Source organism: Paenibacillus cookii (assembly GCF_018333375.1).
Taxonomy (GTDB): domain Bacteria; phylum Bacillota; class Bacilli; order Paenibacillales; family Paenibacillaceae; genus Paenibacillus_AQ; species Paenibacillus_AQ cookii.
The window spans coordinates 420120-432433 of record NZ_BORW01000001.1; the positions used below are offsets into that span (position 1 = coordinate 420120).

At 59.6% G+C, this 12314-nt stretch carries 6 protein-coding genes; 1 reads left to right on the top strand and 5 read right to left on the bottom strand.

Annotation, left to right across the window (positions count from 1 at the left end):
- Positions 1–44 precede the first annotated feature (44 nt).
- The 3 genes from addA to KI367_RS02155 form a co-directional block, all read right to left on the bottom strand.
- On the bottom strand, positions 45–4097 hold the full coding sequence (gene addA / locus KI367_RS02145) for a helicase-exonuclease AddAB subunit AddA (protein WP_212947217.1): 4053 nt from the start codon (positions 4095–4097) through the stop codon (positions 45–47).
- Positions 4094–7603: a helicase-exonuclease AddAB subunit AddB gene (gene addB, locus KI367_RS02150; protein ID WP_212947219.1), complete on the bottom strand. Its 3510-nt coding sequence runs from the start codon at positions 7601–7603 to the stop codon at positions 4094–4096. Before addB ends, addA begins: the two co-directional genes overlap by 4 nt.
- Positions 7604–7923: 320 nt before the next feature.
- Complete coding sequence (locus KI367_RS02155; RefSeq protein ID WP_212947221.1) at positions 7924–9294, bottom strand: class I SAM-dependent rRNA methyltransferase; 1371 nt, start codon at positions 9292–9294, stop codon at positions 7924–7926.
- 130 nt (positions 9295–9424) lie between these two features.
- Here KI367_RS02155 and KI367_RS02160 point away from each other — a divergent pair, with 130 nt between their 5' ends.
- Entirely contained in the window at positions 9425–10399 is a 975-nt protein-coding gene (locus KI367_RS02160) for a Na/Pi cotransporter family protein (RefSeq protein WP_212947223.1), read from the top strand.
- A 43-nt stretch (positions 10400–10442) separates the two neighbouring features.
- On the opposite strand, the gene KI367_RS02165 is transcribed toward KI367_RS02160, so the two are convergent.
- Together KI367_RS02165 and mtaB are read right to left on the bottom strand one after the other, a co-directional pair.
- Positions 10443–10874, bottom strand: a complete 432-nt coding sequence (locus tag KI367_RS02165) for an NUDIX hydrolase (RefSeq protein ID WP_212947225.1) — start codon at positions 10872–10874, stop codon at positions 10443–10445.
- A 101-nt stretch (positions 10875–10975) separates the two neighbouring features.
- Complete coding sequence (gene mtaB / locus KI367_RS02170; RefSeq protein WP_212947234.1) at positions 10976–12313, bottom strand: tRNA (N(6)-L-threonylcarbamoyladenosine(37)-C(2))-methylthiotransferase MtaB; 1338 nt, start codon at positions 12311–12313, stop codon at positions 10976–10978.
- Position 12314: the final 1 nt, after the last annotated feature.

Consider the following 12314-nt stretch of genomic DNA (forward strand, 5'->3'; position numbering starts at 1 on the left):
GCAAAACTTGACATCTATCAAATTGGGCATGCGCAAACTTGATCCTACAAGCGGACGGCATGTCCGCCGTCAAAAAAGTACAGCCATTTCTCGGCGATTTCCTCGTGCAAAATGTCTTCCAGCGCTCTGGCGTACAGGTTCAGCTGGAATCGATACCGTTCGGTGAGCCCGTCGATTCCCCCCCGATGCTCGAGCACCCTGTCCGTTTTATAATCGACCAGCACCAGCTTGCCGTCATGGCGGAACAGGCAATCGACCACGCCTTGGATCAGCACCGTTTCTCCGTTTAAAGCGGAGGCCTCGAACAAGTCGGGCTCGTCCGGATGCAGGCCCGCCTGCTGCGTGAACAGCCCTTGATGGGCTTCCTCCGCGGGCATGCCGTAGCTGAACGGCATTTCCCGGGCCGTCCATTCGGCGGCCAGCAGCCGCTTTCCGACCTCCGCGGCAAAAAACATGCCCGCTTCTTCCGGCCGGATGACCTCCGCCTGCTCGCGCGTCAGCAGCTCGTGTTCGACCAAACGGCTTACGGTTTCCCTGACGGTCTCGGCGTCGACATGGCCCCGGTCCAGCGGTATATGCTGCATCAGCGTGTGGTACACCGTGCCGCGCTCCGCCGGCGTCAGCGCCGTTTGTTCCATGAATTTCGGCCGTCTGAGCGGAAGCGTGGCCGCCGCAACAAGTTCCGGACCGTCCGAGATTTCCCGGCGAAGCATCTCGTCCTCCATCCAATTTTCGGACGGCTGGTCCTGCAGCGTCAACAGCTTCTTCATTTCGGACACCGAGGTTTTGGCGGACAGCCGGGTCACGGTTTCGTAAGGATACCGCCAGGTCAAGCGTTCCGATACCCAGGACTCGCCGCGGGCCTCCCCGCTCTCCGCGGCTTCCACCGGCCGGCGTTCCATCATGGCTTGCAGCCGCTGTTTCCTGTCGGGAGAGGATGCCTCCTCCTCTTCCCAGCCGCCGAGCGCCGCCAGCGAAAGCTCGTCCGCAGAAAGCACCGATACGCTCCACCTGGAGGGATCGGAAGCGAGGACCGGCGGGGGAGCGGCGTCCGTTTCCGCCAGCTCCCGAAGCTTGCCGGCTCCCGGATGCCTGATGAGCGCCGGACCCACCCAGTCGATGTAGCTGCGCCCCCTGGCGAGCAAATAATCCGGAAGCGTATATTCGCGCTGCTCAAGCACCTGGGCCCAGGATGACGCCTTTTTGCCGACGTCCTTGATCGTCCCGATCAGGTACAGCTTCTCCTTCGGGCGCGTCAGCCCGACATACAGCACGCGCATTTCCTCCGCCAGCAGCTCCAGTTGGGAGCGGCGGCGGATCGCGAGGTTCGGGAGCGTCGGGAAGCTGACCCGCTTCTCCTCGTCCACGAATTTGGGCCCGAAACCCAGTTCCTTATGCATCAGGAACGGAGCGTTCAAATCCTGTTGGTTGAAGGTTTTGGACATGCCCGCCAAAAACACGACGGGAAACTCGAGCCCTTTGCTTTTGTGGATGGTCATGATCCGTACGGCGTTGTCCCGCTGCTCGGTGCCGCTGCCGCCGCCGAGGTCGCCGCCCCGGTCGCGCAGCCGGGACACGAAGGTCAGGAACCGGAACAATCCCCGGGATGCCGTCGTCTGTTCGAATTGGACGGCCCGGTCGTGCAATGCTTTCAGGTTGTTCTGGCGCTCGGCGCCTCCCGGGAGTCCCCCGACCCAATCGAGGTATCCGGTCTCCCGGTAAACCTGCCAGATCAAATCCCCGAGGCTGATTCTGCGCGCGGCGTCGCGCCAGTTTTGCAGCTGCTCCGCGAACCCTTGGATTTTTTGCTGCAAAGCAGCCGGGATGCCGTCAGCGGCTTCGGCTCCGATCGCTCCGGCGTCCCCCTTGGCCTCCGCGCGATCCGCAGGGAAAGGCGCGGCTTCCGAGGATGCAGCCGCCTCCGCTTCCGCAAGCAGGAGCTCCCTACGGGCCTCGTCTCCGGCGGACGCCGTACCGGGCCAAGCGGCAGCCGTCAGCGCATCGTAGAACGATCCGCCTCGAACCAGCCGGATCTGCGCAAGTTCTTCCTCCGTCAAGCCGACGATCGGGGAACGGAGTACGCCGGCGAGCGGAATATCCTGCATGGGATTGTCGATGACCTGCAGAAGGGACAACATCACTTCCACTTCCGTCGCCTGAAAATAACCGCGGGCCTGCTCGCCGTCGGCGGGAATCCCGAGCTGCTTCAGCTCCTCCATCATCAGCGGCCCCCAAATATAGGCGGAACGCAGGAGAATGACCATATCGCCGTAACGCACCGGCCGCATTTCTTTAAGGCCCTTGTCGTAAACGAGCAGCGGCTTGGCGGACGTGTCGCCCATCAGCTGCCTGATCTTTTTGGCAATGGCCCTTGCTTCAAGCTGGGCCGTCTCCATTTCCTGCACTTCGCTTTCCTGCATCAACCCGTCCTGCTCGCCGGCCTGCGCCTCTTCCTGCTCGGACGGCCCGCTGCCGGCACGGTCGATCAGCAGAAGCTCGGGCGCATACGGATCCGCCGCCGCTTCCTCCGGCTCGGGAAACGAAGCCCCGTATACAAGCTCGGCCCGCTCGTCGTAGCCGATCTCGGCCACGGTTTCGTTCATGATCTGGCGGAAGATGACGTTGACCGCGTCAACCACTTCCATCCGGCTGCGGAAGTTCCGCGCCAGGTCGATGCGGATTCCGCTTCCGCCTTCGCTGCCGTAGCTTCGGTATTTATCCAGGAACAGCCCCGGCTCGGCCAGTCGGAAACGGTAGATGCTCTGCTTCACGTCGCCGACCATAAATCGGTTTCCCGGTTGTTCCCTTGAAATCAGCCCGACGATCGTCTCCTGCACGCTGTTGGTATCCTGATATTCGTCAAGCAGCACTTCGTCAAACTGCTCGCGGTATTCAACCGCCGCATCGGAAGGCATCGGACGCTCCGGCGTCGAATCGGGATGCAGCAAAATCCGCAGGCAATAGTGCTCCAGATCGCTGAAATCCACGGCCCCCCGCTTCCGTTTTTCCGCTTCGAACCGGTTGCCGAACTGAATCACAAGCTCCGCAAGCTCCCGCATCAGCGGGGCCGCTTCGTTCATTTCCGCCAAAAAGGATTCGGCCGGGCGGCCAAACAACGCGCCCCGCAGATCGGTCAGCGTTTTTTTGACGGTATCCCGCAGTTCCTTCACGCGCTCCTGCAGCCGGGGATCGGTATCGTCCTTGCGCACGCTTTTCAGCTTGCCGAAGGAAATCCCCTGAAACACCCCGTACAGTTCTTCCCAAGGACGATGATCCAACGCTTCTTGCAGGCCGCGGACCATGTCCAGATCGGCGTCCAGGTTATCCGCGTACGGGGCCGGTCCTCCGGAAGCCAACGCCAGTCCGCGCGCTTGCCGCAGGAGGCCTTCCGCGCCGGCCAGCGCCAGGCGGGCATCCTGCAAAATGCTGCGCACCCAGGCGGTTTCTCCGAGGCTGGCGGCATCCGAAACCGCAAAGGCTTCGGCCATGCTTCGCAGCCACTGATCCGGCCAGGCATGGCTGCGGGAAAAATCGTAGAGCTTTTGCACCAGCAGATGCATCGCGTCGTCGCTGCGCTCCCCGCTGAACCAATCCACCAGACGGATAAAATCGCTGCCGTCCGCTTCCTCGCCGTATTTTTCCTCGAAAAGCTCCTCGAGCAGCTCCTGGCGCATCAGCTCCGCTTCGTTTTCGTTGATGATCCGGAAATTCGGGTCCAAGGGAATCATCTGGTAGTAACGCCGGATGACCTCGAGGCAAAAGGAGTGGAGCGTCGTGATCGACGCCCGGCCCAGAAGGGAAAGCTGACGGCGCAAATGCACGTTGTCCGGCTCCTTCTCCAGCTCCTTGTCCAGCGCTTCGCGAATCCGGTCCCGCATCTCCGCGGCAGCCGCCTTCGTGAAGGTTGCCACGAGCAGGCGGTCCACGCTGAATCCCTGCTCCTCGTCCGTTATTTTACGGATGATCCGTTCCACGAGCACGGCGGTTTTGCCGGAACCGGCCGCAGCGGCCACAAGGATGTCGTCGCCCGTTTCGGCGATCGCCTTCCATTGGTCGTCGCTCCATATGCTGCCTTCGGGTTTCGGTTTTAAGCTCAAGACGTTTCTCCTCCTTTATGCTCGGACAACAGTTCCCATACCTGCGTTTTATCCGGTTTGCCCAGCAGATGGTAGTGGTTGCCTTCGACGGTCTCGTCAAATTGGCATACCGGCTTGAACGGGCAAAACGTGCAGGCGGTTTCCTGCTGGATGCGGTACGGTTCGATCCGCACGTCGCCCTCCGTAATCCTCGTTCCGATGCTTTCAATGCTGCGGCGGACCGAAGCCAGCAAATCGTCCCACTGCTCCGGCGTTGCCACGGACGCGCTGCTGTAGAAGCTGCCGTCCGCTTTGACGGCCACCGGCAGAATGGACGAATGCCCCTTGTCCAAGGAAGCGTCCATCAAGGACACCGTCTCCCGGTCGGCAAGCAGCAGCCCTTTCATTTTGAACCGTTTGAGAAGCTCTTCCGCCGCCTGCTCCATCGTCATGCTGTTGGCCGACTGCAGGATCGGGTCATGCACGTGAAAATACAGCGTCCCTGCCGGCAGCGCCTTGCTGCCGAGCCACTGCTCCGCATAGGTCAGCAGCACGTCCAAATACGTCAGCATTTGCAGCGCAAGTCCGTAATACACTTCATGCAGCTTCAGGTCCTTATGCCCGGATTTGTAGTCGATGACCCGCAGCAAAAGCCCGTTTTCCCCATGGGCCAGGTCCACGCGGTCGATTCGGCCGACGACTTCCATCACGGAACCGTTCTCCAGCTTGAAGGTCAGCGGCGGCAGCGGTTTCCCCGGCCCGAAATCAAGCTCCAGCCCCACGGGCTCGAAGCTGCCGCGGCGGGCATGCTCGCCCAAAATGACGGAGGCTCTGCCGACGATGTTTTTCAGCTTCCTTGAAATGTAGCCGTAGCGCTTCGAGCTGAGCAAAATTTCGCCCTGAAGCATCGGAGCGAGCCGTTCCACCGTCAGTTCCGCTTCCCTTCGGCATTCCTCCGCCGTCAGGCTTCCCCAGCTGCGGTTCTGCTCCTTCAGCCGGACGGCCATTTCGCTTAGCGCGGCATGAAAAAGCTGACCGATGTCCGGCGCCTTCAGCCGGTACAGCTGGCGCTCCCTCAGCTTTAGCCCATGGGAGGCAAAATGCGAAAACGGGCACGCCACGAACCTCTCCATCCGCGACACGCTCGTGCGGACCTTGCTGCCGTACAGCCGGCGGCTGGTGCCGGCCGAAAGCGGCTTCGTCCCGTTGCGGTAAAACAGCGAACGGAGCAGCATGTCGAGCGGTCCGCGCCACTGCGGATCGGTTAAATACCAGTTGTAGGCGTTCCACCATATCTCCGGCATGTTCATGCCCTGTTTCCATCGCCGCAGCTGCACGATCAGATGTTTCAGCGTCTGGCGGGGATGTTCGATGAAGGCTTCATGCTCCGAAGCGGGCTGTTCCGCTCCCGGCTGGGCCAAAAGCGGCCGTGCCTGAAGGTGCGGAAACATTTTCGCCAAATGGCGGACGACTTCCGAAGGAAGCAGCTCCTTCCCTTCGTCGTCCGCCGCCGGATAACTGATCCAGACATGCCGGCTGGCGGAAGTCAAGGCGTTATAGATCAGGAAGCGTTCATCCAGCAGGCGGCGCGAAATGCCGGGGGCCAGTTCCATGCCCGCATCCGCAAGCACGGACCTTTCCTGTTCGGTAAGGACGCCGTCCTCCTGGAACACCGCCGGAATGACCCCGTCGTTCACCCCGAGCAAAAAAGCGTATTTGACGCCGCTCGTGCGGGTCCGGTCCATCGTTCCCACGAGCACCTGATCAAGCGAAGGGGGAACGAGTCCAAGCTTCAGCTCGCTGAGCCCGGTCTCCAGCATGCCCGCGAACAGGTCGAACGCCATTTTCTCCGGCCCCATCATCTCGACGATCTGATCCAGCAAATCCAGCACCTCGCCCCAAAGCTGCCGATGCTCCCTGGCCGCTTCCGGACGGCCGCCGAGCAGCGCTTCGCGGTTCCACGCGTCCAATTTCCGGGGAACGCCCGCGTCCTCAAGCAACCCGTAAACGGCCGTGCACATCTCCCGTGCCGTTTTGGCGCGTTTCATCCGTTTCTCGAAAGCAGCCAGCGGCCCGGTAACCGCCGCCCGGCAGCGTTCCATCAGCTCGAGCGTCTCTTCGGCTGTCTTCGGCCGCGCAGATCCCCCTTCTTCCAGCGACAGGCTCGGGACCGCCTTGAGCGGCCTTCCGTCCGTCCAGCGGTAGCCCTGAAGCCCGCAAGCGAGCGCATAGTTTTCGAAGCGGTCCATGTCTTCGCGCGTCAGCGACCCGTCAAGCGGGAGAAGCAGGTCGCTTTTGACGCAGCGGAACACGTCCTCATGCCTCCAGAACCGCCGGACCACATCCAGCGCGGCGCGAATGAACTCGGCAAGGGGATGGTGAAGCTCGCTCCTTTTCTGGTCAAGGAATACCGGAACGCCGTAATCGTGGAAAAGCGGCATGACGAGATGCTCGTAATCCGCGAGATTGCGCACGAACACGGCCATTTCGCGGAAGCGTACGCCTTCCTCGCGCGACAGCCGAAGCATCTCCCGCAGCGCTCCTTCGACCTCCGCCCGCCGGCTGGAGGCGGGATGGATCGAAATCGCTTCGCCGCTTTGGCCGGCGTTCGCCTCGTAGCGAAGGCGGCGATCGTACCCCCGCTCCAAATGGGCAAGCATCGGACTTTCCGCGAAACGCGGCGGCACGGGCGGAGCCAGCACCGTATCGTCGATGTCCAGGCCCAATTCTTCCGCCATGCCCCTCAGCTTGACATAGGTCGTGGCGGTCGGATGGAACAAATCGAGCTCATGCGGCATCCGCGCGCCGTCGTAAGGTTTGTCCAGCGTCAAGGAAACGGTGACGGACCGGGCATGTAGCATCAACTGGCCGACCGCCAAAAGCTCCTGCGGAGTAAAGCCGTGGAACCCGTCGATCCATATTTCCGCTCCGCGCAAATAGGCGGAGTCCTTCACCGCTTCGGTCAAACGGATCAAATTGTCTTCCTCGTCGATATACAGCGGCGACATTTCCTGCTCGAAATCTTTGTATACCGTCCACAAATCTTCAAGCTTGCTGCGAAGGATCGGCGTGACGCCTTGCGGCGGCAGTTGCTCCAGCAGCTGCCCGACGGCGGACGCATCGACGCAATACCGCTTCATCTCGGTATACGCGTCGCCGAGCTTGCCGACGAACCCGAGCTGCTCGCCCGAGGCCCCAAACAGTTTCAGCTCGTCCTTGCGGCGCTGTATGATTTTGTACAGCAGCATTTTTTTGCCTTCGTCGCTGATGCCGACGCGCGCCGTTCCCCCGGTCTCCTGCATGACGCGGTACGCGAGGCGGCGGAAGCTGAGCACTTGGGCCCTGACGCTCCCCTTGATCCGCCCCGACGTAACCAGCCCGTGTTCGGCCTGGAACGAACCCTGCTCCGGAACGAGCAAAATGATCGCATTCCCTTGCGGCTCGGCCTCCAGTTTGGCGGAAATTTGATCCAATATGGCCGTCGTTTTGCCGCTGCCCGATCGTCCGATCAGAAAATGAACCGGCATGTTCCTCCCCCTTCATCTATGTAAAATAAAAAACTATGGATTTTGCTCCAAATCTACCTTCCAGTATATCATACACAGCTCAAAATAGAACGTATGTTTGCAAAGATCACATCCACGCCGGTAGCCCTGCAGCCGTTAGCTCTGCCGTGCAGAGCGCTTCTCCTATTTTACCACTAAATTTCCGCCAAGGTTGAACGTCCAGTATTTGCAAAAAAGCGCTGCAGGCCGCATTTTTTCGAAGCTCCTATTTTCTTGCAAAAAAAGAAAGAACCGCCGCCGAATCCTCTCGGATTCAAAACGGCAGTCCGGTATCTTCCCGATTAAAAGGTTTTGCTTCTCACTTCGAAAATCGCAAACTTCAGGTAGTGTCCTTCATCGACGCCCAAAATTTGCGGATGGTCTTTCCCGGCGGCGCGCCATTCGATCAAACGCAGAATCTTCCCTGCATCCGCCGCAGCCTCCCGGATCGTTTCCAGGAACAAATCGGGGCGCATATGGTACGAGCAGCTTGCCGTGACCAGGTACCCGCCTTCGTTCACCAGCTTCATGCCGTGCAGGTTGATGTCCTTGTATCCTCTGCAGGCGCCTTTTACGGCGCTTTTCGTTTTCGCGAAGGCTGGCGGGTCCAAAATGACGACGTCCCATGTTCTGCCGCCCCCCGCGGTCATTTTTTGCGAGGTGTCGATCTTCCCTGCGCCGGCGGAACGGATCTGTCTTTCCTCCAGCCCTTTGACCTGCGACCGGAGATACTGGAACGCGTCATCCACGACGAACTCCACGCGGTCGCCGAAGCCGTTCAGCTCCACGTTTTCCCGCGCGCTGTCGATCGCATGCTGGGAGATGTCCAGGCAGGTCACTTTTTTGGCCCCGTATTTGCAGGCATGAAGCGTAAAGCTGCCGGTATGCGAAAAACATTCCAGCACCGTCGCGCCGTCCCAGTAAGGGAACGTGACGACCTTGCCGCTTTTGTTGACCGGACGCCGGACCCGTTGCCCGTTTTCTTCGACTTCCCGAACCTCGATCCCGCTGCGTTCGCCCCAGCCGGTCATCAGCGGCTCGATGGACGCGCGGTTTTCCCGCTGGTCGAAAAAGTAGCCGGTTTTTTGCCCTTCTTCGATATCGACGCGGATCAGCAGCCCGTTTTCCCGGACCGTAACGTATCTCGGGCATTCCCCGTAGAGGGGCCCCTTCGTCTGCTCCAACCCTTCGAGCTCCCGGATCGGTACATCGCTCCGTTCATAGATGCCGCGCGGGTTCATCACCTTAGCCAAGGCGCCGACGATTTCCTTGCGCCGGATATCCATGCCCAGCGTCAAGAGCTGAATGACCAGCACGTCATCGAACCGGTCCACGATGAGTCCCGGGAGGAAATCGGCCTCCCCGTACACCAGGCGATAAGCATTTCCTTCGTCCAGGAAGCGCTCCCGGTGCTTCAGGCAGCCAAGGAACCGCTCGGCGAAAAAGTCCTCGTCCATCGCTTCGATCTCGCGGTAGGAAACGGCGCGCACGGTAATCTGCGATGCCGGGTTGTAATAACCGGTCGCCAAATAGCGGCCTTGATGGTTCACGACTTGGACCAGGTCCCCCGGCTGCGGATCGCCTTGAACCGACTCGATTTCGTTTTTGAAAATCCAGGGATGACCCTGCTCCAGCCTTTTTTTGCGGTTTTTATGAAGAACGACAGTTGCCAACATGTCCACTCCTACTCATGTCTATTTCTTGATCCTAAAGGTTTGCTCCCCGGCCTCCCGTGTCATGGTTGTCCAGGCAGCGACATATACGTAATACATGGACAAGAATTCGCAAAGGAGAACCTTACCCATGTTTCATACGATGATTTTCCCCGTCGTGTACGGGCTGATCATTTTCCTGGCCGGGATGAAAGTGATGGAAGCCGCGCTGGGCAGCTGGGCCGGACCGCTGCTTTCGTCCTTCCTGCAAAAAGCGACCGCCTCCCCGCTCAAAGGCATGCTGTTCAGCACCGGCATTACGGCGGTGCTCCAAAGCAGCACGGCCGTGACCGTGCTCACGATGGGACTCGTCAATGCCGGCTTGCTTTCATTCGACCGGACGCTGGGCATCATTCTCGGCAGCAATATCGGCACATGCATCACGACCGAGCTGATCGGCCTGCAGATCGGCCAAATCGCGCTGCCGCTGCTTGGCGTCTCCATCGTCGTGTGGGCGGCCGCGGTCCTGTTCGACGAGTACGGGCTTTTTGGGAAAAGCGGCAAAACGGGGCGCTTTATGCCGATACAGCTGATGGCGCTGGCCGCCGCCGGTTTTGCCATGGTCATGCTCGGCATCCGCGTCATGCAGATGATCGGGCCTTCCCTCGAAACATCCGGACTGTTCGGATGGTTTATCGCCCAATCCACGCATAACCTGTGGTGGAGCCTCGCTGCGGGCGCGGCTTTAACCGCGCTTATGCACAGCAGCGCCGCCGTCATCGGCCTGGCGATCGTGCTGGCGGCGTCCGGAACGCTTCCGGTGGCCGTCGGGATCGGCATCGTGCTCGGCGCGAACGTAGGCACTTGCGTAACCGCCGTCATTGCAGCGGTCGGAAGCACGAAATCCGGCCAATTCGTCGCCTGGACGCATGTCGTGCTCAACGTGGGCGGCGCGCTGCTGTTTATGCCCTTCATCCCGCAGCTGCAGCTTGCGGTGTCCTGGCTGTCCGCCGAGAGCGGCGCCCAGATTGCCCATGCCCAAACGCTGTTCAACATCCTTTGTTCGCTCGTCGCGCTCCCGTTATGTTATTTGCCGGCGTGGAAAAAAATCCGTTTTCACGGATAGTCCCCGAGGATCCTCCAAAAAGGCGGCCTGCCCTTGATGCCCTTTAGACCTGAATGCCGAGGCGGGCAAGCGCCTTGCGGACGATGACGTCGTTGTTGTCGTAACCGCCTTGTTCCTGCCTGCTCCACGCTTCCTTCGGATCGTACCAGGAGACGCCGCTGATTTCCTCCACCTGCGGGCGCAAGATGCCGCTTTTGGCTTCGACGAGATAATAATGGACTTCCTTGTCCACTTCGCCATGGACCGGGTGAATGTATTTATATTTAATGATATCCACGGGAGCAACGATTTCTCCCCTGATTCCCGTTTCTTCTTCGATTTCCCGCAGCGCGGTCTGCTCCACGGTCTCGCCGGGCTCCATTTTCCCTTTCGGGAGCGAAATTTTGCCGTAACGATCCGTGATGAGCTGCACCATCAGCCGGTCTCCTTCGCAGCGGTATACGACGCCGCCCGCCGAAATCTCCGTTCTGGCCATCCCGATTCCTCCCTTGCCGAAGCCATAGTGCAACAAGGATTCCACCTCCTTGTTTGCACCGGAAATGAAATCCTTGTTTTTCAATCCATTTGGTTCCTGGTTTACATCGCTGCGCCGGTAGCTCCGTCCAAAACGCGGACAAGCTGGCCTTCGCATTCATGCACGCCTGCTTTGGTGACTTTCACCCGGCAGACCTGGCCTTGAAGATCCTCGGAGCCGTCAAAAACAAGCTGCAGGTAGTTGTCGCTGAAGCCGTGCATTTTGCCCGGGCCATGCGATTCTTTCGAGCCTTCCGGAATGACGTCCAGCACTTGGCCGACGAATTTTTCCGCATAGGCGAGCTGCATGCTCTCCGAAAGGCTGATCAGCTCGCGCACGCGCTCGTGTTTGATTTCCTCGTCGACCTGGTCCTGCATCCGCGAAGCGGGCGTGCCGTTCCGTTGGGAATACGGGAACACGTGCATCTCGGAGAAATTGATCTCCTTCATGAAATTGTAACCGTTCCGGAACATTTCATCCGTTTCCCCCGGGAAACCGACGATGACGTCCGTCGTAATGCCGACGTCCGGCATCGCCTGGCGGATCATCTGCATTTTATTGTAGAACTCCTCGGTCGTGTACTTCCGGCGCATCCGTTTCAGGACGGTATCGTCTCCCGCCTGCAGCGGGATATGCAGATGACGGCACATTTTGGACGAGCGGTTCAGCACGTCCAGCATGTTGTCGTCGATTTGGCTGGCTTCGATCGAACTGATGCGGATCCGCTCCAGCCCGTCCACCTTGTCCAAATCCCACAGCAGGTCCGATAAACGGTAGTTTTCGAGGTCGTCGCCGAAACCTCCCGTATGAATGCCGGTCAGCACGATTTCTTTGTAGCCCGCTTCGACCAGCTGATGCGCCTGGGTGATGATGCTTTTCGGATCCCGGCTGCGCGACAGACCGCGGGACCACGGAATGATGCAAAACGTGCAGAAATTGTTGCAGCCGTCCTGGATTTTCAGGAAAGCGCGGGTCCGGTCCGCAAAACTCGGAACGTCCATGTCCTCGAACACGCGGTTTTTCATGATGTTGCGCACGGCGTTGATCGGCTCGCGTTTTTCGCGGATTTCATTCACGAACGGAATGATTTTGTCGCGGTCCTGGTTGCCGATGACGAGATCGACGCCCGGAATGTCCATAATTTCGGCCGGAGACGTTTGCGCGTAGCAGCCCGTTACCGCGATGATCGCTTCGGGATTGCGGCGCACGGCACGGCGGATGATCTGCCGGCTCTTCTTGTCACCGGTGTTCGTTACGGTGCATGTATTGATCAAATAAACGTCTGCGGTCTGTTCGAAATCCACCTGCTCGTAGCCTTCTTTTTTGAACAGCTGCCAGATGGCTTCCGTATCGTAAAAATTAACTTTGCAACCTAATGTGTAAAATGCAACGGATGGCATT

Excerpts from the sequence above, each read along its gene's own strand:
- KI367_RS02165 (WP_212947225.1), bottom strand. The coding sequence starts at position 10,874 with ATGGCCAGAACGGAGATTTCGGCGGGCGGCGTCGTATACCGCTGCGAA.
- mtaB (WP_212947234.1), bottom strand. The coding sequence starts at position 12,313 with ATGCCATCCGTTGCATTTTACACATTAGGTTGCAAAGTTAATTTTTAC.
- KI367_RS02160 (WP_212947223.1), top strand. The coding sequence starts at position 9,425 with ATGTTTCATACGATGATTTTCCCCGTCGTGTACGGGCTGATCATTTTC.
- addB (WP_212947219.1), bottom strand. The coding sequence starts at position 7,603 with ATGCCGGTTCATTTTCTGATCGGACGATCGGGCAGCGGCAAAACGACG.